24 protein-coding genes are annotated in these 24,675 nt (G+C 71.9%); 10 read left to right on the top strand and 14 right to left on the bottom strand.

Annotated elements, in window-relative coordinates:
* Positions 1-145: 145 nt before the first annotated feature.
* Both ACFWVV_RS06615 and ACFWVV_RS06610 read right to left on the bottom strand, forming a co-directional pair.
* Positions 146-733: a sigma-70 family RNA polymerase sigma factor gene (locus ACFWVV_RS06615; RefSeq protein WP_185028094.1), complete on the bottom strand. Its 588-nt coding sequence runs from the start codon at positions 731-733 to the stop codon at positions 146-148.
* Between the two features lie 254 nt (positions 734-987).
* Positions 988-1,599 (bottom strand): response regulator transcription factor, encoded by a 612-nt coding sequence (locus ACFWVV_RS06610; protein ID WP_003948568.1) that lies wholly within the window; start codon positions 1,597-1,599, stop codon positions 988-990.
* Between the two features lie 330 nt (positions 1,600-1,929).
* On the opposite strand from ACFWVV_RS06610, the gene ACFWVV_RS06605 reads away from it, so the two are divergent.
* Positions 1,930-2,331 (top strand): WhiB family transcriptional regulator, encoded by a 402-nt coding sequence (locus ACFWVV_RS06605; RefSeq protein ID WP_384350080.1) that lies wholly within the window; start codon positions 1,930-1,932, stop codon positions 2,329-2,331.
* A gap of 64 nt (positions 2,332-2,395) precedes the next feature.
* On the opposite strand, the gene ACFWVV_RS06600 is transcribed toward ACFWVV_RS06605, so the two are convergent.
* Entirely contained in the window at positions 2,396-3,292 is an 897-nt protein-coding gene (locus tag ACFWVV_RS06600; RefSeq protein WP_384350077.1) for a LysR family transcriptional regulator, read from the bottom strand.
* An 82-nt stretch (positions 3,293-3,374) separates the two neighbouring features.
* Here ACFWVV_RS06600 and ACFWVV_RS06595 point away from each other — a divergent pair, with 82 nt between their 5' ends.
* The 3 genes from ACFWVV_RS06595 to ACFWVV_RS06585 all read left to right on the top strand — a co-directional run bounded on the left by ACFWVV_RS06595 (position 3,375) and on the right by ACFWVV_RS06585 (position 6,546).
* Positions 3,375-4,049, top strand: coding sequence for an MOSC domain-containing protein (locus ACFWVV_RS06595; protein ID WP_384350074.1), 675 nt, complete (start codon positions 3,375-3,377; stop codon positions 4,047-4,049).
* 189 nt (positions 4,050-4,238) lie between these two features.
* Positions 4,239-5,762, top strand: coding sequence for a multicopper oxidase family protein (locus tag ACFWVV_RS06590; protein WP_384350071.1), 1,524 nt, complete (start codon positions 4,239-4,241; stop codon positions 5,760-5,762).
* Between the two features lie 10 nt (positions 5,763-5,772).
* Positions 5,773-6,546 carry an SDR family NAD(P)-dependent oxidoreductase gene (locus tag ACFWVV_RS06585; RefSeq protein WP_384350069.1) on the top strand — a complete coding sequence of 258 codons (774 nt, stop codon included), beginning with the start codon at positions 5,773-5,775 and terminating at the stop codon, positions 6,544-6,546.
* Between the two features lie 33 nt (positions 6,547-6,579).
* Here the strand turns inward: ACFWVV_RS06585 and ACFWVV_RS06580 are convergent, their stop codons facing one another.
* Entirely contained in the window at positions 6,580-8,424 is a 1,845-nt protein-coding gene (locus ACFWVV_RS06580) for a DUF2264 domain-containing protein (protein ID WP_384350173.1), read from the bottom strand.
* A gap of 328 nt (positions 8,425-8,752) precedes the next feature.
* Here ACFWVV_RS06580 and ACFWVV_RS06575 point away from each other — a divergent pair, with 328 nt between their 5' ends.
* The 5 genes from ACFWVV_RS06575 to ACFWVV_RS06555 all read left to right on the top strand — a co-directional run bounded on the left by ACFWVV_RS06575 (position 8,753) and on the right by ACFWVV_RS06555 (position 14,547).
* On the top strand, positions 8,753-9,889 hold the full coding sequence (locus tag ACFWVV_RS06575; protein WP_384350066.1) for a substrate-binding domain-containing protein: 1,137 nt from the start codon (positions 8,753-8,755) through the stop codon (positions 9,887-9,889).
* A 229-nt stretch (positions 9,890-10,118) separates the two neighbouring features.
* Complete coding sequence (locus tag ACFWVV_RS06570) at positions 10,119-11,441, top strand: ABC transporter substrate-binding protein (protein ID WP_384350062.1); 1,323 nt, start codon at positions 10,119-10,121, stop codon at positions 11,439-11,441.
* 143 nt (positions 11,442-11,584) lie between these two features.
* A complete protein-coding gene (locus ACFWVV_RS06565; RefSeq protein ID WP_384350170.1) occupies positions 11,585-12,589 on the top strand; it encodes a carbohydrate ABC transporter permease in 1,005 nt (334 codons plus the stop codon).
* Entirely contained in the window at positions 12,586-13,461 is an 876-nt protein-coding gene (locus tag ACFWVV_RS06560) for a carbohydrate ABC transporter permease (RefSeq protein WP_384350059.1), read from the top strand. The genes ACFWVV_RS06565 and ACFWVV_RS06560 overlap by 4 nt, the downstream gene beginning before the upstream one ends.
* Positions 13,462-13,521: 60 nt before the next feature.
* The gene (locus ACFWVV_RS06555; RefSeq protein ID WP_384350056.1) at positions 13,522-14,547 is read left to right on the top strand and encodes a hydroxyacid dehydrogenase; all 1,026 of its coding nucleotides are present in this window, start codon (positions 13,522-13,524) and stop codon (positions 14,545-14,547) included.
* A 115-nt stretch (positions 14,548-14,662) separates the two neighbouring features.
* Here ACFWVV_RS06555 and groL read toward each other — a convergent pair whose 3' ends face one another.
* From groL to ACFWVV_RS06535, 4 genes are all read right to left on the bottom strand, one after another.
* Positions 14,663-16,288, bottom strand: coding sequence for a chaperonin GroEL (groL, locus tag ACFWVV_RS06550; RefSeq protein ID WP_384350053.1), 1,626 nt, complete (start codon positions 16,286-16,288; stop codon positions 14,663-14,665).
* Positions 16,289-16,416: 128 nt separating this feature from the next.
* Complete coding sequence (groES, locus tag ACFWVV_RS06545; RefSeq protein WP_345229175.1) at positions 16,417-16,725, bottom strand: co-chaperone GroES; 309 nt, start codon at positions 16,723-16,725, stop codon at positions 16,417-16,419.
* A 277-nt stretch (positions 16,726-17,002) separates the two neighbouring features.
* Positions 17,003-17,962 carry a polysaccharide deacetylase family protein gene (locus ACFWVV_RS06540; RefSeq protein ID WP_384350050.1) on the bottom strand — a complete coding sequence of 320 codons (960 nt, stop codon included), beginning with the start codon at positions 17,960-17,962 and terminating at the stop codon, positions 17,003-17,005.
* A complete protein-coding gene (locus tag ACFWVV_RS06535) occupies positions 17,959-18,951 on the bottom strand; it encodes a polysaccharide deacetylase family protein (protein ID WP_384350047.1) in 993 nt (330 codons plus the stop codon). The genes ACFWVV_RS06540 and ACFWVV_RS06535 overlap by 4 nt, the downstream gene beginning before the upstream one ends.
* A gap of 226 nt (positions 18,952-19,177) precedes the next feature.
* Here ACFWVV_RS06535 and ACFWVV_RS06530 point away from each other — a divergent pair, with 226 nt between their 5' ends.
* The gene (locus tag ACFWVV_RS06530; RefSeq protein ID WP_384350044.1) at positions 19,178-20,482 is read left to right on the top strand and encodes an SAM-dependent methyltransferase; all 1,305 of its coding nucleotides are present in this window, start codon (positions 19,178-19,180) and stop codon (positions 20,480-20,482) included.
* Between the two features lie 153 nt (positions 20,483-20,635).
* On the opposite strand, the gene ACFWVV_RS06525 is transcribed toward ACFWVV_RS06530, so the two are convergent.
* From ACFWVV_RS06525 to rimI, 6 genes are all read right to left on the bottom strand, one after another.
* On the bottom strand, positions 20,636-21,256 hold the full coding sequence (locus ACFWVV_RS06525) for a hypothetical protein (protein ID WP_384350042.1): 621 nt from the start codon (positions 21,254-21,256) through the stop codon (positions 20,636-20,638).
* Between the two features lie 54 nt (positions 21,257-21,310).
* Positions 21,311-21,673 (bottom strand): hypothetical protein, encoded by a 363-nt coding sequence (locus tag ACFWVV_RS06520; RefSeq protein ID WP_384350039.1) that lies wholly within the window; start codon positions 21,671-21,673, stop codon positions 21,311-21,313.
* A 114-nt stretch (positions 21,674-21,787) separates the two neighbouring features.
* The gene (locus tag ACFWVV_RS06515) at positions 21,788-22,549 is read right to left on the bottom strand and encodes an amidohydrolase family protein (protein WP_384350036.1); all 762 of its coding nucleotides are present in this window, start codon (positions 22,547-22,549) and stop codon (positions 21,788-21,790) included.
* A 215-nt stretch (positions 22,550-22,764) separates the two neighbouring features.
* Positions 22,765-23,025 carry a hypothetical protein gene (locus tag ACFWVV_RS06510; RefSeq protein ID WP_384350033.1) on the bottom strand — a complete coding sequence of 87 codons (261 nt, stop codon included), beginning with the start codon at positions 23,023-23,025 and terminating at the stop codon, positions 22,765-22,767.
* The gene (gene tsaD / locus ACFWVV_RS06505; RefSeq protein WP_384350030.1) at positions 23,022-24,170 is read right to left on the bottom strand and encodes a tRNA (adenosine(37)-N6)-threonylcarbamoyltransferase complex transferase subunit TsaD; all 1,149 of its coding nucleotides are present in this window, start codon (positions 24,168-24,170) and stop codon (positions 23,022-23,024) included. Before tsaD ends, ACFWVV_RS06510 begins: the two co-directional genes overlap by 4 nt.
* Positions 24,167-24,637, bottom strand: coding sequence for a ribosomal protein S18-alanine N-acetyltransferase (gene rimI / locus ACFWVV_RS06500; RefSeq protein WP_384350166.1), 471 nt, complete (start codon positions 24,635-24,637; stop codon positions 24,167-24,169). Before rimI ends, tsaD begins: the two co-directional genes overlap by 4 nt.
* Positions 24,638-24,675: the final 38 nt, after the last annotated feature.

The raw sequence follows: 24,675 nt of genomic DNA, 5'->3' as shown, positions 1-24,675 counted from the left end.
TGCCCGGCGCGGATGTCCATGCTAACGGGAACCTGACGTGTCGGATTCCACGATCATGACAAGCGGCCGAGTTTGTACGTTTCTCCCGCGCGCGGGTACGCCGATGCGGTACGCGGTACGACAGGAGCGGGCCGGACGTGGGGGGCTACTGCCCCGCGAGGGCGCGCAGTCTGCTCAGCGCCCTGTGCTGTGCAACACGCACCGCCCCCGGCGACATTCCGAGCTTCTGCCCGGTCTCCTCGGCGGTCAGCCCGACCGCGACACGCAGCACCAGCAGCTCGCGCTGGTGCTCGGGGAGATTGGCCAGCAGCTTCTTGGCCCAGGCGGCGTCGCTGCTGAGCAGCGCCCGCTCCTCGGGGCCGAGCGAGTCGTCGGGCCGCTCCGGCATCTCGTCGGAGGGCACCGCGGTCGACCCGGGGTGGCGCATCGCGGCACGCTGGAGGTCGGCGACCTTGTGGGCGGCGATGGCGAAGACGAAGGCCTCGAAGGGCCGGCCGGTGTCCTTGTAGCGCGGCAGTGCCATCAGCACCGCGACGCAGACCTCCTGGGCCAGGTCCTCCACGAAGTGACGAGCGTCACCGGGCAGCCGGGACAGCCGTGACCTGCAATAGCGCAGGGCCAGCGGGTGTACGTGGGCGAGCAGGTCGTGCGTGGCCTGCTCGTCCCCCTCGACGGCGTGGTGCACCAGGGCACCGATGGCCCCCTGGGCCGCCACCGCCTCGTCGTCGCGCATCGGTCCATGGTGCCTTGACGTACCGGCATCCGCGCCGCCGCGCCCGTAGTTGTGCACTGAAGCGTTATGAGCAGGTACGCCAGGACTCATCTCCCGCGCCCTCCCCTTCCGCTCGACCGATCCGTTCCCGAGGAACCCCATCCCTCAAGGATGCGGCATCGGCCGCCGAACCGGGATCGGGCGTCCTGCGCCCCGTCCGCACGAGGCGGACGGGGGACCTTCTCACGCGTGGTGGTTCGACACCGGCCGCGGTCCTAGCGGACCAGACCCCACCGGAACCCGAGCGCCACCGCGTGCGCCCGGTCCGAGGCGCCGAGCTTCTTGAACAACCGCCTGGCGTGCGTCTTCACCGTGTCCTCGGAGAGGAAGAGCTCACGGCCGATCTCCGCGTTGGAGCGGCCGTGGCTCATGCCCTCCAGCACCTGGATCTCGCGCGCGGTGAGCGTGGGGGCCGCGCCCATCTCGGCGGACCGCAGCCGGCGCGGGGCGAGCCGCCAGGTCGGGTCGGCGAGGGCCTGCGTCACGGTCGCGCGCAGCTCGGCGCGGGACGCGTCCTTGTGCAGATAGCCGCGGGCTCCGGCGGCGACCGCGAGCGCGACCCCGTCGAGGTCCTCCGCGACCGTGAGCATGATGATCCGGGCGCCGGGGTCGGCCGACAGCAGACGCCGGACCGTCTCGACACCGCCGAGACCGGGCATCCGTACGTCCATCAGAATCAGGTCCGAACGGTCGGCGCCCCAGCGGCGGAGGACTTCCTCACCGTTGGCGGCCGTCGTCACGCGCTCGACGCCGGGCACGGTCGCGACCGCACGGCGAAGCGCTTCTCGGGCAAGCGGGGAGTCGTCGCAGACGAGGACGGATGTCATGACCGACCTCCGCCGCTCGCACAGCTGATGCGCGTCACCTTGGGCCTCCAGGCTGAATACAAGTCGTCACCTGAGCGGTTGACACTCTCGGACACTTGCCCGATCGCTCTTTCCTTCAACCGCCTCAGCCAACTCAACGACGGTCACTCGAAAGAGTTACGGCCCCGGATTCGGCCTCTCGCGGCCCAGGTGCCCCATTTAGTCAGTTTTCTTCCTTTTTGCTGGTGTCTAGGGCTAGATTTCCAATGAGTCATATTTTCATCTACTCACACCGTAGATGTACGGGCTCGCTCACGTTTCCGCCTCAGCACAGACGCAAGGGGACAACCAATGGCAGATTTCTCCCGCCTTCCCGGACCCAACGCCGACCTGTGGGACTGGCAGCTCCTGGCCGCCTGCCGCGGCGTCGACAGCTCGTTGTTCTTCCACCCGGAGGGCGAGCGCGGGGCCGCGCGGAGCGCACGCGAGAACTCGGCGAAGGAGGTCTGCATGAGGTGCCCGGTGCGCGCGCAGTGCGCGGCGCACGCGCTCCAGGTGCGCGAGCCCTACGGCGTGTGGGGCGGCCTCACGGAGGACGAGCGGGAAGAGCTGATGGGCCGGGCCAGGCACCGCCTGGTCCCGGCCGGATCGGCCACAGGGCCGGCGGGCGGAAAGAAACCCTCCGCGGACGGACCGCCTCCGGTGCACGGCGGCGGCTCCGAGCACTCGCGCCGCATCACTCTGGTGAAGTAATCGGCGGACCAAACCTGCGAAGGAACGTTTCTGCGCAAGGAACACCCGCCCGGCGGGCGCCCGCTCAGCGGGTCGCTGCCAGGGCGAGCTGGTCGAGCGTGGCCGCCACGGCGGGCACCTGGGCCAGGTCCGGCAGGGTGAGCGCGACGATCTCGCGCTGCACGGCCGGCTCGACGACGACGGTGCGGACGGCCTTGTGCCGCACGGACTCCATGGCGAGCGCGGGCAGGACGGCGACGCCCAGGCCCGCGCCGACCAGGCCGATCACGGCCGGGTAGTCGTCGGTGGCGAAGTCGATCCGCGGGGCGAAGCCCGCGCTCTCGCAGACCTCGACCAGCTGTCGGCGGCAGCGCGGGCAGCCCGCGATCCATGGCTCCCCGGCGAGTTCGCCGATGCCGACCGTGCCGGCCCCGTCGAGCCGGTGGCCCTCGGGAACCAGGCCGACCAGGCGGTCGGTGAGCAGCGGGCGGACGACCAGGTCGCTCCAGTCCTCGGTGGCGCCACCGGGCCCGTAGCGGAAGGCGAGAGCCACGTCGCAGTCGCCCTCGCGGAGCATCTCCACCGAGCGCGGCGGCTCCGCGTCGACGAGGGAGACACGGGTGCCGGGGTGGGCGGCGCGCAGGGCGGCCAGCGCGGTGGGGACCAGGGTGGAGCTGCCGGACGGGAAGGAGACCAGACGCACCCGGCCGGCCCGCAGGCCCGCGATGGCGGCGACCTCCTCCTCGGCGGCGGTGAGTCCGGCGAGGATGCCCGCGGCGTGCCGCACGAGGGCCTCGCCGGCCTGGGTGAGGCGCATTTCGCGGCCGGTGCGGATGAGGAGCGGGGTGCCCGCCGACAGCTCCAGGGCCTTCATCTGCTGGCTGACGGCAGGCTGCGTGCAGCCGAGCTCGCGGGCGGCCGCGGAGAAGGAGCCGGTGGCGGCGACCGCGCGCAGGACGCGGAGGTGGCGGGCTTCGATCATGGCATGGAGTATAAGTCCGACTTGGGGCCGTAGGCGAATTGTCAATATCGTCTTTTAGCTCGATTGGGCTAGCGTTCCGGCCATGGAGCTACTGAGCGTGAATGCGGGGCGGGCCACGGCCAGCGAGTACACCGCCAACCCGGACAAGGTGACGGGTGCGGGCAAGCGGCCCGTGGAAGGGCCGGTGCGGGTGTCGGAGCCGGGTCCGAAGGGGGTGGGCGCCAGCGGGGTCGCCGGGGACGACGTGTGCGATCTGCGGCACCACGGCGGGACCCATCAGGCGGTCTACGCGTACGCGCGCGAGGACCTGGACGCCTGGGAGGAGGAGCTGCAACGTCCGTTGCGCAACGGCGAGTTCGGCGAGAACTTCACCACCCGCTCCCTCGACGTCAACGGCGCACTGATCGGCGAGCGCTGGCGCGTCGGGGCGGACCTGGTGCTGGAGGTGAGCAGTGCGCGCATTCCGTGCCGTACGTTCGCGGGCGAGGTCGGTGAGAAGGGCTGGGTGAAGCGCTTCACCGAGGCGGGGGCCCCGGGGGCCTACCTCCGGGTGGTCGAGCCCGGTTCCGTGCGGGCCGGGGATGCGATCGAGGTCGTGCACAGGCCGGAGCACGACGTGACGGTCGGCCTGTTCTTCCAGGCGTTCCTCAGGGAGAACACGCTGCTGCCTCGGCTGCTGGCGGCGGGCGACGCGCTGGAGCCCGAGGCGCGCGACCATGTCCTCACGTACCTGGAGAAGCAGGCGAAGCAGGGCTGACCCGGGGTTGTCGAGGGCCTGCGCGGAGGTCCATCGAGGGCCGGTGTGAGGGTCTCCCGCGGGCCGTCGCCGCGGTGGGCCCTCGGACCGGTCTGGGTGAAATCCCCCAGGCGGTACGGGGGTTGGTTCCGGGGGCGGCCGGGGGCGTCCCCGATGCCCCGGCGAGGGGTGCCGGGCGAGGCTCGGGGCATGTCCCGATGGAAGCGCGTCCTCATCGTTCTCGGCACGGCCGCGGCTGTGTTCGTCGCCGCCGTGGGCGGCCTGTTCCTGTCGCTCTGGACGGGTGCGGAGATCAGCACCGTCGGCAGGACGGAGTTCCGCAACGAGCTGAAGGTGCCGCCGCTGGCGAAGTCGGTGGTCGAGAAGGACGGCACCCGGGTCTTCGACCTGCGGATGCGGGCCGGGACGACGGAGTTCCTGCCCGGGGTCAGGACGCCCACCTGGGGTTTCAACGGGTCCTACCTCGGGCCGACGCTGCGGGCGGCGCGCGGCGAGAAGGTGAAGGTACGGGTCACCAACGAACTCGGCGAGGCGTCCAGCGTGCACTGGCACGGGATGCACCTGCCCGCCCGCATGGACGGCGGCCCGCACCAGGAGGTCGCGGCGGGCGCGACCTGGACCCCGTACTGGAAGATCGGCCAGCCGGCCGCGACGCTCTGGTACCACCCGCATCCCCACGGGAAGACCGAGAAGCACGTGCAGCGGGGGCTGGCGGGGATGTTCCTGGTGGACGACGCGCGCGCGTCCGCGCTGAAGCTGCCCGCACGGTACGGGGTGGACGACGTGCCGGTGGCGGTGCAGGACGTGACCTTCGACGGGGCGGCCTTCGACCACGGGAAGGGGATGCTTCAGAGCACCGGCTTCCTGGGCGAGCGGACGATGGTGAACGGCACGCTGGACCCGTACAAGGTGGTCGGGGACGAACTCGTACGGCTCCGGCTGGTCAACGCGTCGACGGCGCGGATCTACGACTTCGGGTTCGGTGACGACCGGGACTTCGCCCTGATCGGCACGGACGGCGGCCTGCTGGAGAAACCGGAATCCCTGCGGCGGGTGCAGTTGTCGCCGGGAGAGCGCGCGGAGATCGTGGTGCGGATGCGGGCGGGCGAGAAGGCCGTCCTGCGCAGCTTTCCGCAGGACAACTACGGGGACGGCTGGCAGCGCCGGTTCGGCGGCGGCGACGACTCCTTCGACGTGCTGGAACTGCGGGCGAAGCCTTCCCTGCGCACGTCGCCGCAGCTGCCGGGCGTGCTCGGCGCGTGGGAGGTGCCGCGGGAGAAGGAAGCGGTGCGCGGGCGGTTCTTCGGGCTGCGGATGTCCGGGATCAACGGCCGGAAGATGGACATGTCGCGCGTCGACGAGACGGTGACGCGCGGCACCGCGGAGACCTGGACCGTACGGAACGAGGACGGCATGCCGCACAACTTCCATGTGCACGACGTGCAGTTCCGGGTGCTGGAAGTGGACGGCAAGGCCCCCACGGGCATGCTGCGCGGGGCGAAGGACACGGTGTTCGTGCCGGGCGGGAGCACGGTGAAGCTCGCGATGCGGTTCGAGGGCCCTGCCGACCCGGACACGCCGTACATGTACCACTGCCACCTGCTGTTCCACGAGGACCAGGGAATGATGGGGCAGTTCGTGGTGGTGGAGAAGGGGCAGCGGGCCGGGGCGCCGGGAGCCGGCGGAGCCACGGGCGATCATGCCGGGCACTAACGTGTTCCTTATGACGACTGCACTGATCACAGGAGCGACCGCGGGCATCGGCTCCGCGTTCGCGCGGCGACTGGCCTCCGACGGGCACAACCTCGTGCTAATGGCCCGCTCCACCGAACGCCTCCGGGAACAGGCGACGGAGCTGCACGACAAGCACGGGGTCGAGGCGGAGGTGCTGAGCGCCGACCTGTCCACCGAGGAAGGCATCGCCGCCGTCGAAAAGCGGCTCGCGGACCGCACCCACCCAGTGGACCTGCTGGTGAACAACGCGGGCTTCGGCAACAAGGGCGAGTTCCTGGACGTGCCGATGGCCGACGAGCTGGCGATGCTGAAGGTGCACTGCGAGGCGGTGCTGCGGCTGACCTCGGCCGCGGTGGCGGGCATGAAGGAGCGCGGGCGCGGCGGGGTCGTCAACGTCGCTTCGGTGGCTGCCTTCGTGCCCCGTGGGACGTACGGGGCGAGCAAGGCGTGGGTGGTGCAGTTCACCCAGGGCGTCGCGAAGGACATGGCGGGGAGCGGGGTGCGGCTGATGGCGCTGTGCCCGGGTTTCGTGCGCACGGAGTTCCACGAGCGGGCCGGGATGGGGACGGACAACATCCCGTCGTGGATGTGGCTGGACGCGGACAAGCTGGTCGCGGAGGCGCTGAAGGACCTGGCGCGCGGCAAGTCGCTGTCGATCCCGGACCCTCGGTACAAGGCGCTGATGGGTGTGGTGAAGGTGGCGCCGCGCGGCCTGCTCGGCGGGATCACGTCCCGGACGGGCCGCAAGTACGGGCCTCAGTAGGCCTCAGTGGGCGGGTACGGGCCTCAGCAGGCCTCAGTGGGGGGCCAGTGCGGGCGGTTCCGCCGGGGTGAGCCGGAGCCGGGTGGTGGTGCCGTTCGGCCAGGTCACCCGGAGGTCGGCGCCGTGGGCGGTGAGGCCCTGGACCTGGACGTCCGCGAGTGAGGCGGCCGGGCCCGGGGCGGGCTCGGCGGTGAGGGAGGCGAGCGCGACGAAGAGGGAAGCGGAGCTCTCCGCCGTCCGTCCGTGCAGAGCGAGCGCGGTGGCGTGCGGGCCGAACTGGGTGGGGCCGACGGGGAGTTCGGTGACCTCCTCGCCGTAGCCGTGGACCGGGTGGAGTTGGGCGGCGGGTCCGTCCGGGGTGATCGCCCAGCCGGTCTGGCGGACCGGGGTGCCGGGCGCTGCGCCCAGGACCAGATGGGCGCGGACCTCACCGCGGCCGTGGGCGGCGGTGGCGGAGAGCACGCGGATGCCGGGGGCCGGGGTGTGGGCGGAGGCCGCCCAGCCCGGGCCGTGGGCGAGGGGGGTGGCGGGGCCGCGCCGGGTGTGCGTGCCGTCGACGACGAGGGAGAAGTGGTTGTCGGAGGTCCGGTGGGCGGGTCCTGTGCGGGTGGAGTAGGCGAAGCGGGCGTAGCCGGGGTCGCCCTCGGGGCCGACGTGGTTGGTGCTGTGGTTGTGCAGGCGGACCAGACCGTCGGCGGCGGTGGAGTGGACGAGGAAGTGGGGCGGGGCGACGAGGGTGACCGCGTCCGCGGTTTCGGCGGGCAGCGGTTCCTCGGTGGCCGTCCAGGCGGGATGGCCGGCGGACAGGAGCAGGCCGAGGAAGCCCTTGGCTGCCCAGTAGGGCGAAGCGGGGCCCGAGTACGACTGGATCATGGGCGGGTAGGGGCCGTACCAGCCGAGGGTGAGCAGTCCTTCGGGGTCCGTCGCGCCGCGGTCGAGGAAGTGGCGCAGGGTGCCGGAGGCGAGGCGGCGGGTGGCGCCCGGGGTGAGCGGGGTGTGGCCGGTGAGCGCGCCGAGCCAGGGGGCGGCGGCAGCGGCGAAACGGTAGGTGAGGGAGCGGCCGTACGGCATGGGGGCGCCGTTGGTGTCGAACAGCGCGGTGTAGGTGTCCAGTTGGGCGCGCAGGCGGGGGCCGTAGCGGTCGAGGAGCTCCCTGTCGCCGGCGAGGTGGGCGTGCAGGACGGGATAGAAGTGCAGCGCCCAGGCGTTGTAATGGTCGAAGCACCCGTTGGGGCCGTCGCTGTACCAGCCGTCGCCGAGGTGCCATTCCTCGATGCGGGCGAGGGCGGTGTCGATGGTGGCGGCGGCGCGGTCGGTCTCGATGCCGGCGTCCGCGAGGAAGCCGGCGACGGTGAGGCCGAAGAGCCACCAGTTGTTGTTCACCGGGGACGGGCCGAGCGCGGGCAGCAGCCAGTCGACGGTGCGCTGACGGGTGGTGTCGCCGAGGGTGTCCCAGAGCCAGGGGCGGGTGAGCCGCAGCGAGAGGGCGACCGAGGCGGACTCGACGACGGCCTGCCGGACGTCGGTGGTACGGGGCCAGGACTCGGGGTCCGCGGCGCTCAGCTCACCGCTGGAGGTGGGGTGGCGGGTGCCTGCGGCGAGCCCTTCGGCATAGCGCGGGAGGTGGCCGTGCGGGTCGTCGCCACGGGCTCCGGCGACCCGGAACGCGGCGAGGAGGAACGTACGGGCGTAGCCTTCGAGGCCGTCGGAACGCGGGCCCGAGACGCTGGGCCGCGGGCCCGGGAGGTGGATCATGCCGTGGCGGGGAGTGCTGTACGGGCGGACCGCGAGCAGCAGTTGGTCGGCCGCGTGCTCCCAGTGCGCGCGGGTCCAGCCGGTGTACGGGCTGAGCCCACGGTTCTCGGGCGGCGCGGGCATGCTGATCCCTGCGGGCATGCGGCTCCTTGGGGGCGGCGCGGGCATGGTGCTCCCTATGGGCGTGCGGCTTCGGCGGTGGCGGGGCGCGCGGCGTCGCGGCACGCGGCAGTGGCGGCGTCGCGGTGGGCGGCTTTGGCGGCGTCGCGGTGGGCGGTGGGCGGCTTTGGCGGCGTCGCCCGGAATCATCGACTTCCGTTGAGTGCGGGTCAATGGGTCGCGTTCGAATGATCGAAACTTGCGCCGTTCGATCACACTTGCTGGTCTAGGGTCGGAGCCGGCCGCGTCACCGGACGCGCACCGCCCAGACACGACCCCGGGGGAGGCAGCCGTGCGCGAGAGCGCCGCTGAACGTCATGACCGCCTGCTGGAGCTGGTCCGCCGGCAGGGCACCGCACGGGTCTCCGATCTCGCCGGACTGCTCGGGGTCTCCCCCGTGACCGCCCGCCGGGACGTCGAAGTACTCGCCGGCAGAGGGCTGTTGGACCGGGTGCACGGGTCGGTGTCCTGGCCGGGGCCCTCGGCCGACGGGGCGCCCGGGCACACCGAAGGACCAGTACTCGGGCTGCTCGCGCCCTCGGCGACGTACTACTTCGCCGAGGTGATCCGCGGGGCGCACGAGGCGGCGGCACGGGCCGGGGCGCGGCTGATCCTGCGCATCTCGGACTACCGCCCCGAGGAGGACCACGCCCGGGTGGAGGGGCTGCTCGCCGCCGGTGCGCAGGGGCTGCTGGTGGCGCCCGGCTGGCGGAGGCCGCAGGACCCGGCGGAGCACGGCGGGTGGCTGGCCGGGCTTCCGGTGCCCGCGGTGCTGCTGGAGCGGCAGCCCGTGCCCGGCTCGGCGGCGGACGCGCTGGACCGGGTCTGCTCGGACCACGGGCACGGGGCGCTGATCGCGGTGCGCCACCTGGTGGACCTCGGGCACGGGACGCCGGTGCTGGTGGCGCGGGCGGACAGCCCGACGGCGCTGTCGGTGCGGGCCGGGTACGCGGCGGCGCTGGGCGCGCTGGGTCTGGCCGCGCCGCGCGCCGTCATCGACTCCGTACCCGCGGAGCTGGATCCGGCGGGGTTCGAGGCAGCGGTGGGGGATCTGCGGGCGGCGGTGGCGGCCGGGGCGACGGCCGCGCTGGTGCACAACGACGTGGACGCCATCCAGATCGTGCAGCGGCTGGCCGAGCTGGGGGTGCGGGTGCCCGAGGACCTGGCGGTGGTGGCGTACGACGACGAGGTGGCGGCGCTGGCGGACACCCCGCTCACTGCGGTCGCGCCCCCCAAGCGGGAGGTGGGACAGCACGCGGCGCAGCTCCTGCTGGAACGACTGGGCGGGGACGGTGCGCAGGAGGCCGCCCGGCGGCATCTGACGCTGCTGCCGAGGCTGCGGGTGCGGTCGTCGTGCGGGGCGCCGAGGCCCGCGCGGGGCGCGGAGGGCGAGCCTTCCTCGGCGGGCCGACGGGGTACGGAGGTCTAGGCTCCGGCGGCGGGCCGGGGGGCCGCGGAGGCTCCGGCGGCGGGCCGGGGGAGAGCCGAGGCCGGAACTCCGGCCGCGGGTCGGGGGCGGCTCCTCGGGTCTCCCCTGGCACATTCGGCTGATCTGTTTTCGATCAATCGATCAATCGCTCTTGACTTCGGTCAGGGCTGGTCCCAGGATCGCGGCCAACCCCACACGTCAGTGTCGCCTTCCGTACAGGAGCCGTGCCGTGAGCCGCAGTTGGAACCGTACGACCCATGTCATAGCCGGTGCTGCCACCGCCCTCGCCGTGCTCACGGCGTGCGGCGGCGGTGGCGGTGACACCGCCGCCCCGGGGGCCGACGGCAAGCCCGTCGAGATCACCTTCTGGGGCTGGGCGAAGGGAACGAAGGACGCCGTCGACGCCTTCAACGCCTCGCACAAGGACATCAGGGTGAAGTTCGAGGAGATCCCGTCCGGCAACGCGGGCGGCTACGCGAAGATCTCCAACGCGGTGAAGGCGGACAACGCGCCCGACCTGGTGTCCATCGAGTACCCGATGCTGCCGGAGTTCGTCAGCCAGGGCTCCGTACAGGACATCGGCGCTCTCGTCGGCGACGACGTGAAGAAGAAGTTCCTGCCGCAGGCCGTGGAGCTGACCACGCTGGGCGGCAAGACGTGGGCGGTGCCCTTCGACGCGGCGCCGCAGGCGTTCTTCTACCGCAAGGACCTCTTCGCCAAGTACGGCGTGGAGGTGCCCCGGACCTGGGTCGAGTTCCGCAAGGCGGCCGAGAAGGTCAGGAAGGCCGACGCCAAGGCCAGGATCGGCACCTTCTTCCCGGACGATCCGTCCACCTTCCAGGCGATGGCCTGGCAGGCGGGCGCCCAGTGGTTCAAGGCCGAGGGCGACACCTGGAAGGTGAACACCGCCGACGCCGCGACCACGAAGACCGCCGCGTACTGGCAGCAGCTGCTCGACGACGACCTGATCCGCAACAACGCCTCGTTCAGCCCGGAGTGGACCAACTCCCTCAAGAGCGGCGGCACCGTCGGGTACCTCGGGGCGGCCTGGGGCGCGGGCGTCCTGAAGGGGACGCTGCCGGAGCAGAGCGGCAAGTGGGCGGTAGCGCCGATGCCGAGCTGGGACGGCAAGGCTGCCTCCGGCATGCTGGGCGGCTCGACGTTCGCAGTGACCAAGGGCAGCGCGAAGGCGGCAGCGGCCGTCGAGTTCGCCCGGTGGATGACGACCACCGAGGCGGGGGTCAAGGCCCGTATCGCGTCCGGCACTTCGAGCGCGTTCCCGGCCGCGGGCGACCTGCGCCCGGTGGCGAAGAAGGCCTTCGACGCGAAGTTCTACGGCGGCCAGGACATCTACCAGGTGTTCGAGGACGCGGGCAGGTCGATCAACCCGAACTGGTCGTGGGGTCCGAGCACCGGCACCACCAACAGCGTCATCAAGGACCAGTTCGGCAAGCTCTCCGGCGGCAGCAGCACGATCGCGGACGCGGTGAAGGCCGGGCACGACGCCACGGTCGCCGAACTGAAGAAGCGCGGCCTGAAGGTCGAGGGCTGAGCAGCACCATGAACACCACGAAGTCCGCCACCCGGACCACCGGCTCCGGTGCCGGCGCGGCCTCCGGGGCCACCGCCCGCGCCGGCACCGGAGCCGTCCCCAGGGGCCGGGGACGAGGCATGGGCCGGGGCATAGGACGGGGCATGGGCCGGGGCCGCTCGGGTGCCAGAGCCCGTACCAATGCCGCGGCCGCCCTCCTCCTGACTCCCTTCTTCGTCCTGTTCGTGCTGGTGATGGTCGTGCCGATCGGTTACGCGGTCGGGCTCAGCCTCTTCAGCGAGAAGCAGTCGGGGCTGGGCTTCGGCGGAGCCGAGACCGTCTTCAGCGGGCTCGGCAACTACACCGCCGCCCTGGGCGATCCGGCTTTCCGCGACGGCTTCCTCGTCCTCCTCGGGTACTGCGTGCTCTACATTCCGCTGATGATCGGCGGGGCCCTCGCGCTGGCGCTGCTGCTGGACTCGACGCTCGCCCGCGCCCGCCGCTTCTTCCAGCTCGCGCTGTTCCTGCCGCACGCCGTCCCCGGCATCATCGCCGCGCTGATCTGGGTGTACCTCTACACGCCCCAGCTCAGCCCGGTGGTCGACGCGATGGAGGCAGGCGGGATCGGCTTCGACTTCTTCTCGCCCTCGGGCGCGCTGCCCTCGGTGGTGAACATCGCGCTGTGGGAGTGGCTCGGCTACAACATGGTGATCTTCTACGCCGCCCTCCAGGCCGTCGACCGCTCGGTCCTGGAGGCCGCCACGGTGGACGGCGCCGGGGCCTGGCGCATCGCGTTCAGCATCAAGGTGCCGCTGATCAGGGCCTCGGTGGTGATGGTCGCCCTGTTCACGGTGATCGGCTCGCTCCAGCTGTTCACCGAGCCACTGATCCTCAACAAGGGGACGGGCTCCGCCGTCTCCTCCACCTGGACACCGAACATGTACGCCTACACCGCGGCCTTCGACCGCAACGACTACGGGCTGGCCGCGGCCGCCTCCGTACTCCTCGCCCTGGCGGCGGCGCTGCTGTCGTTCGTGGTGACGAGACTGTCCGCCGGACGCAAGCCGAAGAAGGCCACGCGGCAGAGGGCCGGGCTGCAGGAGACCGGGCAGCGAGAGGCCGGGCAGCAGGAGGCCGGGCAGCAGGCAGTGAAGGGGGTCACCTCATGAGCACCACCGTCTCCCCCACCGCCCCGCCCGGACCCGCGAGCCGCTGGCTGTCCCGTACGGCGGTCAACGGCGCACTCGTGCTGGCCGCCCTGTACATGCTCTTCCCCCTGGTCTGGCTGCTCACCGCCGCCACCAAGGACGTCGGCGGGCTGCTCGCGGGCAACGCCTTCTCCTTCGAGGGCTTCGACCTCGGCGCCAACCTCTCCGCGCTGACCGAACACGGCGACGGCATCTACTTCCGCTGGTACGCCAACTCCCTTCTCTACGCGGGCGTCGGAGCCGTCCTGAGCTCGCTGGTGAGCGTCGCGGCGGGCTATGCCTTCGACAAGTACGCCTTCCGCGGCAAGGAGAAGCTGTTCTCCACCGTGCTGCTCGGGGTGCTGGTCCCCACCACCGCGCTCGCCCTGCCCATGTACCTGCTGGCCAGCAGGATCGGTCTGGTCAACACCTACTGGGCGGTCCTGCTGCCGGTGCTGGTGCACCCCTTCGGCGTGTACCTCTCCCGGGTCTTCAGCGCGGGTTACATTCCGAACGAGGCGTTGGAGGCAGCCCGTATCGACGGGGCGGGCGAGCTGCGGATCTTCGTCTCGATCGGCCTGCCGATGATCATGCCGGGCTTCGTGACCGTCTTCCTCTTCCAGTTCACCGCGATCTGGAACAACTTCTTCCTCCCCCTGGTGATGCTCTCCGACCAGAACCTCTTCCCGCTGAGCCTCGGCCTGTACGCCTGGAACTCGGGCGCCCACGCCGAGCCGACGTACCTCCCGATGGTCGTCACGGGCTCGCTCCTCGCCGTCATCCCCCTGATCGTCGCCTTCGTCTCCCTCCAGCGGCACTGGAAGGCCGGGCTCACCGCCGGCAGCGTCAAGTGACGGGTGCCCGGGTGCCGCGCCCGGGCACCCAACGAATCGATGAGGAGCCCGAGTTCCACCATGCACCACGCCACTGACAATCGCCCCGCGACCCTGCTCGCGATGGCCCCCGGCATCGCCGACCGCCTCTTCACCGACGACCGCCGCACCCGGCTGGCCCGTATCGCCCGCACCGATCCCCACCTGGTCGCCCACGACCTGCACGCCCCTGAGTTCGCGGCCGCGCTCGCCGAGGCCGAGGTGCTCCTCACCTGCTGGGGCGCGACCCCGCTCACCGAGCGGATCCTGGACAGGGCGCCGCGGCTGCGGGCCGTCGTGCACGCCGCGGGGTCGGTCAAGCACCACATCACCCCGGCCTGCTGGGAGCGCGGGCTGCGGGTCAGCTCGGCCGCCGGGGCCAACGCCCTGCCCGTCGCCGAGTACACGCTCGCCGCGATCCTCTTCGCCGGAAAGCAGGTCCACCGCGCGGCCCGCGGCTACCGGGAGCTGAACGGTACCGGCCACGACTGGCACGCCGTCCTGCACACCTCCGGCAACTACCGCCGCACCGTCGGCATCGTCGGCGCCTCCCGGATCGGCCGCCGCGTCATGGAGCTGCTCCGCCCCTTCGACGTGACGGTCCTGCTGTACGACCCGTATGTGAGCCCCGCGGAGGCGGCCGGGCTCGGCGCGGAGCCGGTCGCTTTGGACGCGCTCTGTACGCGCAGCACCGTCATCTCGGTGCACGCCCCGCAGCTGCCGGAGACCCGGCACATGATCGGCGCCGCCGAGCTGGCCGCGATGCCGGACGGGGCGACGCTGATCAACACCTCGCGGGGCTCCCTGATCGACGAGGCCGCGCTCCTCCCGCATCTCCGGTCCGGCCGGCTGGACGCCGTACTGGACGTCACGGATCCGGAAGTCCCGCCACCGGGCTCGCCGCTGTACACCCTGCCGAACGTGCTGCTCACCCCGCACATGGCCGGGTCCTTCGGCAATGAGCTGCACCGGATGGCCGACCACGCGCTCGCCGAGCTGGAGCGGTACGCGGCCGGGGCGCCGTTCGCCGAGGCGGTACGCCCGGACGTGCTCGGCCACTCCGCATAACGCCCCGGCCGCACACCACCGCTGCACACCACCACGCGAAACGCCGAGGCCCGGCACCCCCGAAGGGGTGCCGGGCCTCGGCGCCGTTCAGCTGCCAACGGTCCTTGCGGGGACGTCAGTGGGAGTGGCCGTGGCCACCGTGACCGGCGTCGCCCTCGTCCTCGGCCGGCTTCTCGACGACCAGGGTCTCGGTCGTGAGCAGCAGCGAGGCGATGGAGGCGGCGTTCTCCAGCGCGGAGCGGGTGACCTTCACCGGGTCGATGACGCCGGCCTTGACCAGGTCGCCGTACTCGCCGGTGGCGGCGTTGAAGCCCTGGCCCTTGTCGAGCTCGGAGACCTTCGAGGTGATGACGTAACCCTCGAGACCGGCGTTCTCGGCGATCCAGCGCAGCGGCTCGACGGCGGCGCGGCGGACGACCGCGACACCCGTGGCCTCGTCGCCGGTCTTGCCGAGGTTGCCCTCCAGGACCTTGACGGCGTGGACGAGCGCGGAGCCACCACCGGAGACGATGCCCTCCTCGACCGCGGCGCGGGTCGCGGAGATGGCGTCCTCCAGACGGTGCTTCTTCTCCTTGAGCTCGACCTCGGTCGCGGCGCCGACCTTGATCACGCAGACACCGCCGGCGAGCTTCGCGAGGCGCTCCTGGAGCTTCTCGCGGTCCCAGTCGGAGTCCGTGGACTCGATCTCGGCCTTGATCTGGTTGACGCGGCCCTTGACGTCCTCGGCGTTGCCGCCGCCGTCGACGATGACCGTGTCGTCCTTGGAGATGGTGACGCGGCGGGCGGTGCCCAGTACGTCGAGACCGGCCTGGTCGAGCTTGAGGCCGACCTCTTCGGCGATGACGGTGGCACCGGTGAGGGTGGCCATGTCACCGAGCATCGCCTTGCGGCGGTCGCCGAAGCCCGGGGCCTTGACGGCCACGGCGTTGAACGTGCCGCGGATCTTGTTGACCACGAGGGTGGAGAGCGCCTCGCCCTCGACATCCTCGGCGATGATCAGCAGCGGCTTGGAGCCACCGTTCTGGATGACCTTCTCCAGGAGCGGCAGCAGGTCCTGGATCGAGCCGATCTTGCCCTGGTGGATCAGGATGTACGGGTCGTCGAGGACGGCCTCCATACGCTCCTGGTCGGTCACCATGTACGGGGACAGGTAGCCCTTGTCGAAGGCCATGCCCTCGGTGAAGTCGAGCTCCAGGCCGAAGGTGTTGGACTCCTCGACGGTGATGACACCGTCCTTGCCGACCTTGTCCATCGCCTCGGCGATGAGCTCGCCGACCTGCTGGTCCTGCGCGGAGAGCGCGGCCACGGCGGCGATGTCGGACTTGTCGTCGATCGGGCGGGCGGACGCGAGGAGCTCCTCGGACACGGCCTTGACCGCGGCGTCGATGCCCTTCTTCAGGGCGGCCGGGGAAGCGCCGGCGGCGACGTTGCGCAGACCCTCGCGGACCAGCGCCTGGGCCAGCACGGTGGCGGTGGTCGTACCGTCACCCGCGATGTCGTTGGTCTTGGTCGCCACCTCCTTCACCAGCTGGGCGCCGAGGTTCTCGTACGGGTCGTCGAGCTCGACCTCACGCGCGATGGTGACACCGTCGTTGGTGATGGTCGGGGCGCCGAACTTCTTGTCGATGACGACGTTGCGGCCGCGGGGGCCGATCGTCACCTTCACGGTGTCGGCAAGCTTGTTGACGCCGCGCTCAAGGGCGCGACGGGCGTCCTCGTCGAACTTCAGAATCTTCGCCATGGAGCTTTTCAAGTCCTCTCGGAATTACGAACTGCGCAAAATGAACTACGCCCCCGGCCGCCCGGCGTGTATGCGGGGGCCAGGGGCGCAGTCAACAAATGCGGGAAGTGAGTTACTCCCCGGCCTGCTTACTTCTCGATGATCGCGAGAACGTCGCGGGCCGAGAGGACGAGGTACTCCTCGCCGCTGTACTTCACTTCGGTGCCGCCGTACTTGCTGTACAGCACCACGTCGCCGACGCTCACGTCGAGCGGAAGCCGCTCGCCGTTCTCGAAGCGGCCCGGGCCCACGGCGAGGACGACGCCCTCCTGGGGCTTCTCCTTCGCGGTGTCCGGGATGACCAGGCCAGAGGCCGTGGTCTGCTCGGCGTCGAGCGGCTGGACCACAATGCGGTCCTCAAGCGGCTTGATGGCAACCTTGCTGGCGGTCGTCACGATCCGGTCTCCCCCTTCGGAGATCTCACGGGGTTAACAGTCTGGGGTGGCGACCAGGTGGATCCGTCGTCGCGGGTGCCGGACCTGCCCGTCGCTGCGTTGGCACTCTCCATTGGTGAGTGCCAGAACCGAGACTATGACGCGGTTAGCACTCGGTCAAGCGGAGTGCCAATCGAAGCCCCCCGGCGGTGCGCGGACCCGGTCCCCCACCGGGCTCCGCGAACGCCCCGGCGCGCCGCCCCGGGCGTCACTCCGGCGCGCCGCCCCGGGGCGGTCCTCCTCAGAGGTAGTCCTCCAGTTTCGCCACCGTGAAACCCTGCTCCTGGATGCGGCGCAGCATGCGGGCCGTCATCTCGGTGATCGTCGAGCCCTTGAGCTCGTCCGGGCCGCGGAAGTGCGCGAGGACGATGTCACCGGGCTTGAGCCGGTCGCCCTCCGCGTAGCGCATGTTGTTGATCTGCATCGACTCGCGCCACAGCACCAGCGCGCGCACCCCGCAGCTTCCCGCCGCCCGCACGGTGTCCGCGTTGTAGTTGCCGTACGGCGGGCGGAAGAGTGCGGGTCTGGTGCCGAAGCGGGCCTTCAGCCGGTCCTGCTGGCCGCAGATCTGGGCGCGCTGGCCTTCGTAGGCAAGGGTGCGCAGGTTCGCGTGCCCCGTGGTGTGGTTCTGGACGGTGGCACCGGCCGCGCGCAGCTGCTCGAAGTGCCCGTAGTCGCTGCCGGCCACGCTGTCGGTCAGGAACATGCTGATCGGCAGCTTCAGCTCCCGCACCATCCGCACGAAGGCGGGGTCCTTCTCCGCGCCGTCGTCGAAGGTCAGGAAGACGACCTTGTCGCGGGTGCGGACCCGGTCCAGCACGACGGGCGGTCCGGACGCCTTGAGCACGGGCGTACGGTCCGGCTTCACCGGAACGGGCGCGAGCGGCCCGGCCAGCCCCCACCGCGCGTACGCCTTCGCCGCCACTCCGCGGGCGTCGACCCCCGGCGCGACGGGCGCCGCCCGCCCTGGCACCCCTTCCCCGGCCCGGCCCCCCGGCACCGCGCTCGCGGCACCGGCACCGGCACCGGCACCGATCCCGGTCCCGGCTCCCGCGGACACCTCGGGGCGCCCGGGCGAGGCCCCGGCCCCCGCTCCGCCGCCCTCCGTCTGGGCGCAGGCTCCCGTCACCGCGACGAGCACACCGACCGCCACCGCTCGCGCCACCCGTATCCCCGGCCGGCCCACCCGTCCACGTCTCACACGTAATCCTCCAGCTTGGCCACGGCGTAACCCTTGGCGGTGATGGTCTTCATGACGCGACGAATCATGTCGGGCATGGATCCCTTCCAGTCACCCCGCCCCCGGAAATGCGTGAGGACGATGTCACCGGGGTGCAGATCGCGGTCCCATTCGCGCCATTCCATCCGGTCCGGGAAGGCCTCGGCCGCCCACAGGGGCACGGCCTTCACACCGCACGACTTGGCCGCGCGGAGCGTGTTCTTGTTGTAGTTGCCGAACGGCGGGCGGAAGAGCGGGGGCCGCTTGCCGTACCGCTTCTCGATGTTGACCTGCTGGCCGCAGATCTCGTACCTCTGCTTGCGGTAGGAAAGCGCCGGCAGATAGGGGTGGTTGAGGGTGTGGTTGTGCAGGGCAACGCCCCTGTCCTGCATCTTCTTGAAGTAGTCGTAGTCCTCCTTCACCAGGTAGTCGGAGAGGAACGCACTGTAGGGGATCCCCAGCTCGTCCATCATCCGCAGCAGTTCGGGGTCCTTCTCGGCCCCGTCGTCCATCGTCAGGAAGACGACCCTGTCCTTGACCGGCACGGTGGTGAAGACGGGCGGCAGCCCCTCGGACACCTGCCCGTCCACCTCGAAGCCCGGCCGGGTCCTGAGCGCCGGCTTGACCTTGGGCGGCGCGGGCGCCGTCAGCGGCACCTGGGCGAGGCCCCAGCGCCGGGCCGCAGCTGCCCGGGCCGCCTTCGTCGCCCGGGCCGCGGCCCGCTCGCGCCGCAGCTTCTCCGCCGGGGAGAGCAGCGCCCCCGCAGCGCCGTCCACCCCCTGCCCTCCGTGCTCCCCCTTCTCCCGGGCGGACCCGCCCTGCCCGCCCGATTCCTCCGCCGGGGTCGCGCACCCCGAGGCGATCGCGGCCATCACCAGAACCGCGATCACCATCGTCCCCCGACGGCGCCCACCTGCTCCCGAGATATCCACAGAGAGCCTTCTTTCTTCCTTTTGTCGTACAAGTCGCATGGCGCCGCATCCTGTCAGTGCGGCACCCCGCGAACCGGCCGACACCGCGACCGCCCGCCCCGCCGTCGCCCGCTCGGCCCACAGCCGCGCGCGGCGGTCCCTCGCCCGGCCCACACCCTCTCCCGGCCGTCCCCGCCCCGGCCCGCACCCGCGCGCGGCCGTCCCTCGCCCGGCCCACACCCGCCCGACAGTCCCTCTCCCGGCCCACTCCCCGGTCTGGCCCACAATGGACCGGGTGACGAACCACCCCGGCCCCGCGGCCACCAGCCCCACGGACACCTTCCGCGCCCTGTTCTCCCCCGAGGGGCAGGCACTGCTCGCCGAGCTCCGGGACTACGACCCCGCCCAGGAGCTGGCGGTGGCGACCCGGCTGCGCCGCGACCACTCCCCCGAGCTGGTGTCCGCGGCACTCGCCCAGGCACGGCTGCGGCAGCGGGCGGCAGCGAAGTTCGGGGCCGAGGACGCGCGGCGGATGTACTTCACCCCCAACGGCGTCGAGCAGTCCACCCGGAAGTCGGTCGCCGAGTACCGGGCGGCCCGCTTCCGTGCCCTGGGCACGGCATCGGGAACCCCCCTCTCCCACGTCGTCGACCTCTGCGGCGGCATCGGCGGCGACGCCCTCGCCATGGCCAGGGCGGGCCTGACCGTGGAAGCGGTGGACCTCGACCCGGCCACCTGCCTGGCCGCCCGGGCCAACGCGGACGCCCTGCTCCCCGCCCCGTCCGCCCTCACCGTCGTCACCGCTGACGTCCTGAGCCACGACCTCACCGGCGCCGAGTCCGTCTTCATCGACCCGGCGCGCCGGTCGGGGGCCCGCGGCCGGATCTTCGACCCCGAGGCCTACTCACCGCCCCTCTCCTTCTCGATCGAGGCGGTACGCCGCGTGGGCACGGGCGCCATCAAGATCGCTCCCGGCATCCCGCATGAGCTCGTACCCGCCGACTTCGAGGCGGAGTGGATCTCCGACCACGGCGACGTGAAGGAAGCCGTCCTGTGGCATGCCGCGAACGCAGCCCCGCCGGAGGAAGTCGTCGTGGGGCACACCGCGAACGCCCCCGCAGCATCCGCCCCCGTCACCCCCGGCGTCCGCCGCGCCACCCTCCTGCCAGGCGGCGCCTCCCTGGTGGGCCGCGGCCTGCCCAATCCGGACGTACGCGCCGTCGGCCGCTACCTCTACGAGCCGGACGGCGCGGTCATCCGCGCCCACCTGGTCGCGGAGGTCGCCGAAGACCTCGGCGGCGGGCTGATCGACGAGACCATCGCCTACATCACGGCCGACGAGCTCCGTCCGACCCCGTACGCCACCCCGTACGAGATCACCGACCGGCTCCCCTTCGGCATGAAGAAGCTGAAGGCTCTGCTCCGGGAGCGCGAGGTGGGCATCCTGACCGTCAAGAAGCGCGGCTCGGCCGTCGAACCCGAGGAGCTGCGCAAGAAGATGAAGCTCTCCGGCAAGAACTCCGCCACCGTCTTCCTGACCCGCGTGGCCGGCGCCCCGACCATGCTCATCGGCCACCCGGCCACCACCTGACGGGCAGGGCCCCACTCCGGTTCACGGCGGCGCCGGACCCGGGCCCGCGGGCCCCCGGGGTTAACGGGGCCCCCGGGGTTAACGGGGTCCACGGGGTCCACGGGGTCCACGGGGTTAACGAGGTCCACGGGGTCAGCCGGACTCAGGTCACGGTTACGCCCGTACGGGTCCCAGCCCGCGCAGCGCCCACCGGTAGTGCCCCACGGCCTTCACGATGCCCAGCAGACCCACCAGCCACAGCACGCACCCCATCCCGATGAAGTACGCGGCGTCGGCATAGGTGTCCTGGCCGGGAAGCGCACGGGCCGCCCAGCCCAGCGAGATCCACAGCCCGACCGCAGCCAGCACGAAGGACGGCAGCAGCCAGGCGAGGCTGCGGACCGGCGCGCGCAGCCCCGCGTCCACCGCCGGGTCGGGGCCCAGTTCGCCCCAGGCGCGCAGCCGTTCCCGTATCACCCGGTCGCGCCTGACGCCCAGCCACAGCAGGATCGCGGCGGGCACGATCGCTCCGATGCCGAGCAGCAGCAGGATCCCGCCGATCACCACCTCCGGGAAGATGCCCTGCCCGAAGGCCTGGAGCGCCGCGCCCACGCACCCCCACCCGACCGCCAGCAGCAGCCCGTACAGCCAGAAGCTCACCGCCGCCGGCGCCCCGAGCGTGCGGCGCCCCAACTCCCGCATGGCGCGGGCCCGGTCGGCCAGCAGCGCGCCCCGGTCGGGCCAGGCCCGGATCCCGGGAGGCGGCGGGGGCGGCGGCAGGGGCGGGCGAGGCATCCGGCTCGGGTTCCTTCGTACGTACGGGCGGGTCCGCGCCGACGCTACCGCGTCTCAGAGGTCCGTCAGCTCATCCGCGTACACGAGGGAGAGCGGCTGGGGCCCCACGTACTGCTGACAGTTGCAGGCCCCGGCTTCGAAGCGCACCGGCTTCTTGTCCTCGTCCCAGGCGGTCGGCCGCTCCACCACCTCGTGGCACTTGCCCGCCTTGTCGTGCTTCGCCAGGTGGTGCGTACAGCCACAGACCGGCTCCGGCGGTTTGCCGGCCGCCTCCAGCGCCTGCCGCTCCTTGCGCTGCGCCGCGATGCGCTCCATCTGCCGCTCGTGCCGGGTGGCGAGCGCCTGTCGCCCCATGTTCGCTATGCCGCCGAAGCCGCCCATCATGAAGAAGATGAACAGCCACCAGTACCAAGCCATCTGACACCCCTTCCCCCAAGCGCGTCCCCGTTCCTTCAGGGTACGGCCGCCTCGGCGAACGGGGCCGGGCCCCGCAGCCTTTGTCGTCGGGACAGGGGCCGGACTCCAGTGGCTCTACCACCCGAGCCCCAGCAGCTCCACCGCGTTCTCGTCCGGTACGAGGGCGTGGTCCGCCGTCTCCGTACCGTACGGAAAGCCGCTGCCGAGCAGCAGCCGCCCGGGGCCGAAGGTCACCGCCGCGCGCCGCAGCCCGTCCGCGTCGGACACCGCGTGGTGGTGGAGGGGGTTCAGCGGGCGGGGCGGCGGGGTGGGGCCGGTGGTGATGAGCCGGACGGAGGGGTAGGGGGCGAGGTCCAGCCGCTCGTAGATCCGCGCGGGGTCCTCGCCGTCCACCGGGTGGACGAGCAGCACCGCGCCGCGCAGTTCCAGCGCCTCGAAGAGCGGGACGAACTCGGGGTCGGAGAGCGGCCGTCCGAGCACGGTCGCCGTGACGGCGGCACCGAGGAAGTCCAACTCGTCCATCGTGCGCCCCAGTTCGTCTGCCGCCGCGAGACCGTTGGGCAGCGGCAGGGAGGCCAGGGCGCGGAAGCGGCCGGGGTGGGCGGCGAGCAGATCGGCGTACGCGGCATTGGCGACCCTGGCCGCACCGAGCGCCTGCCAGGCGTCCTCGAAGTACGGCGTGAGCGGCGGCGCGGAGAGCAGTTGTACGTCGACCCCGGTCGCGTCCATCGCCGCCAGCCGTGCCTCGACCTGCGCCGGGGCAGAGCCGCCACCGCTCTTGCGCGCTTCGGCTGTGCGGTCGGGGGGGCCGTGGAAGTCGTCGAGCATCGCGAGGTAGAGCTCGGGAAAGTAGTGCGCGTGGACGTCGACCCTCATGACCGCTTCGCTCCTTTTGCCCTATTCGCTACGGCTTCCGAGCGTACTCGCCCGTGCGGAACGGGGCCTGCCGCACGCGGAACGGAGCCTGCCGCACGCGGAACGGGGCCCACCGCACGCGGAACGGAGCCTGCCGCACACGGACCGGTCCACCACACCGCGCGAGCCAGGTCCACCGCTCCGCGCGCGGCACGGCACGGTCCACCGCGGAGGCCCTAGTCCTCCACGCTCTCGAACCGCCACCTGTGCACGGCCCTGGTGATCAGTTCCGCGTCCGGCTCGGGCAGCTCGGGCAGTTCCGCGTCGTACGAAGCCTCCCACCAGGTGATGACCAGCACCCGGTCCTGCGGGGCCCGGAACAACTCCCGGCGCAGCGGGGTGGCGGCCAGCTCGCCCGTCCGGGCCCTGGCCCACTCCAGCAGCTCGGCGCCCCTGCCCTCGACGGCACGGGCCTCCCACATCAGCGCCACGCTCATGAGTACAGGTTGTCCTTGCTGATCTCGTGGACGTGGTCGTGGGTGTGTGCGTGTCCCTGTCCGTGCGCATCGGCGTGGGAGTGGGAGTGCCCCGGCACGTGGGGCTCCGTCACCGGGAGCGAGGAGTCGGCGGACAGGTCCCAGTCCGAGGCCGGCCGGTTGCGGGCCACCATCTCGGCGCCGAGGGCGGCGACCATCGCACCGTTGTCCGTGCACAGACCGGGACGCGGGACGCGCAGCTGGATGCCGGCCCGTGCGCAGCGCTCCTCGGCGAGTGCCCGCAAGCGGGAGTTGGCCGCGACGCCGCCGCCGATCATCAGGTGGTCGACGCCCTCGTCCTTGCAGGCCCGTACGGCCTTCCTGGTCAGCACGTCGACGACGGCCTCCTGGAACGAGGCGGCGACGTCCCGCACAGGGACTTCCTCGCCCGCGTTGCGCTTCGCCTCGATCCAGCGGGCGACGGAGGTCTTCAGGCCGGAGAAGGAGAAGTCGTACGCCGGGTCGCGCGAGCCGGTCAGACCGCGCGGGAACGCGATCGCCTTCGGGTCGCCCTCCTTGGCGAGCCGGTCGATGACCGGGCCGCCGGGGAATCCGAGGTTCAGCACCCGGGCGATCTTGTCGAACGCCTCGCCGGCCGCGTCGTCGATGGTCGCGCCCAGCGGCCGTACGTCGGAGGTGATGTCGGGGGCCAGCAGCAGCGAGGAATGCCCGCCGCTGACCAGCAGCGCCATCGTCGGCTCGGGCAGCTTGCCGTGCTCCAGCTGGTCGACGCAGATGTGCGAGGCGAGGTGGTTGACGCCGTAGAGGGGCTTGCCGAGCGCGTACGCGTACGCCTTGGCCGCCGTGGTGCCCACCAGCAGCGCGCCCGCCAGTCCTGGGCCCGCGGTGACCGCGATGCCGTCCAGGTCGGACGCGGTGACGCCCGCCTCGGCGAGAGCCCGTTCGATGGTCGGAACCATCGCTTCCAGGTGGGCGCGGGAGGCGATCTCCGGGACCACGCCACCGAACCTGGCGTGCGTGTCGACGCTGGAGGCGACCGCGTCCGCGAGCAGCGTCGTGCCCCGGACGATGCCGACGCCGGTCTCGTCGCAGGAGGTCTCGATGCCGAGGACCAGGGGCTCGTCGATACCGCTGGTGAGGTTCATGGCTGGATCTCTTCTGTCTCTTCGGTCGTCGTACGCCGCATCACGAGCGCGTCGATGTTGCCGGGCTGGTAGTAGCCGCGGCGGAAGCCGATCGGTTCGAAGCCGAAGCGTTCGTAGAGCTTCTGCGCGCGCGTGTTGTCGACGCGCACTTCGAGCAGCACCTCGGTGCACTCGAAGGCGGTCGCGTGCTTCAGCAGGTCGGTGAGGAGGCGGGCGCCGAGGCCGGTGCCCCACTGGTCGCGGGCGACGGCGATGGTCTGTACGTCGCCGAGGTCACCGGCGGCCGCGAAGCCCGCGTACCCGACGATCCGGCCGGTGGCCGGGTCCTCGGCGACGACGTAGCGACGGGAGGCGCGGGGGCCGCGCGCGTACGCCAGCTCCGACCAGAACATGCCGGGTGACCAGGCGTCCTCGGGGAACAGCGCGTGCTCCAGGGCGAGCACCGGCTCGATGTCCCACCAGCGCATCTCGCGCAGGACGGTCGTCGACGGCTTGGCGGCGGTGG

It is taken from the genome of Streptomyces sp. NPDC058663 (genome assembly GCF_042716745.1).
Lineage (GTDB): Bacteria > Actinomycetota > Actinomycetes > Streptomycetales > Streptomycetaceae > Streptomyces.
Note: the sequence above shows the minus strand (reverse complement) of the source record. Positions and strands in the feature narration are given on the sequence as shown.

Coding starts and splice junctions, on each gene's coding strand:
- ACFWVV_RS06615 (WP_185028094.1), bottom strand. CDS start 733: ATGCGCGACGACGAGGCGGTGGCGGCCCAGGGGGCCATCGGTGCCCTG.
- ACFWVV_RS06610 (WP_003948568.1), bottom strand. CDS start 1,599: ATGACATCCGTCCTCGTCTGCGACGACTCCCCGCTTGCCCGAGAAGCG.
- ACFWVV_RS06605 (WP_384350080.1), top strand. CDS start 1,930: ATGGCAGATTTCTCCCGCCTTCCCGGACCCAACGCCGACCTGTGGGAC.
- ACFWVV_RS06600 (WP_384350077.1), bottom strand. CDS start 3,292: ATGATCGAAGCCCGCCACCTCCGCGTCCTGCGCGCGGTCGCCGCCACC.
- ACFWVV_RS06595 (WP_384350074.1), top strand. CDS start 3,375: ATGGAGCTACTGAGCGTGAATGCGGGGCGGGCCACGGCCAGCGAGTAC.
- ACFWVV_RS06590 (WP_384350071.1), top strand. CDS start 4,239: ATGTCCCGATGGAAGCGCGTCCTCATCGTTCTCGGCACGGCCGCGGCT.
- ACFWVV_RS06585 (WP_384350069.1), top strand. CDS start 5,773: ATGACGACTGCACTGATCACAGGAGCGACCGCGGGCATCGGCTCCGCG.
- ACFWVV_RS06580 (WP_384350173.1), bottom strand. CDS start 8,424: ATGCCCGCGCCGCCCGAGAACCGTGGGCTCAGCCCGTACACCGGCTGG.
- ACFWVV_RS06565 (WP_384350170.1), top strand. CDS start 11,585: ATGGGCCGGGGCCGCTCGGGTGCCAGAGCCCGTACCAATGCCGCGGCC.
- ACFWVV_RS06560 (WP_384350059.1), top strand. CDS start 12,586: ATGAGCACCACCGTCTCCCCCACCGCCCCGCCCGGACCCGCGAGCCGC.
- ACFWVV_RS06555 (WP_384350056.1), top strand. CDS start 13,522: ATGCACCACGCCACTGACAATCGCCCCGCGACCCTGCTCGCGATGGCC.
- groL (WP_384350053.1), bottom strand. CDS start 16,288: ATGGCGAAGATTCTGAAGTTCGACGAGGACGCCCGTCGCGCCCTTGAG.
- ACFWVV_RS06535 (WP_384350047.1), bottom strand. CDS start 18,951: ATGCGACTTGTACGACAAAAGGAAGAAAGAAGGCTCTCTGTGGATATC.
- ACFWVV_RS06530 (WP_384350044.1), top strand. CDS start 19,178: ATGGACCGGGTGACGAACCACCCCGGCCCCGCGGCCACCAGCCCCACG.
- ACFWVV_RS06525 (WP_384350042.1), bottom strand. CDS start 21,256: ATGCCTCGCCCGCCCCTGCCGCCGCCCCCGCCGCCTCCCGGGATCCGG.
- ACFWVV_RS06520 (WP_384350039.1), bottom strand. CDS start 21,673: ATGGCTTGGTACTGGTGGCTGTTCATCTTCTTCATGATGGGCGGCTTC.
- ACFWVV_RS06515 (WP_384350036.1), bottom strand. CDS start 22,549: ATGAGGGTCGACGTCCACGCGCACTACTTTCCCGAGCTCTACCTCGCG.
- ACFWVV_RS06510 (WP_384350033.1), bottom strand. CDS start 23,025: ATGAGCGTGGCGCTGATGTGGGAGGCCCGTGCCGTCGAGGGCAGGGGC.
- tsaD (WP_384350030.1), bottom strand. CDS start 24,170: ATGAACCTCACCAGCGGTATCGACGAGCCCCTGGTCCTCGGCATCGAG.
- rimI (WP_384350166.1), bottom strand. CDS start 24,637: ATGCGCTGGTGGGACATCGAGCCGGTGCTCGCCCTGGAGCACGCGCTG.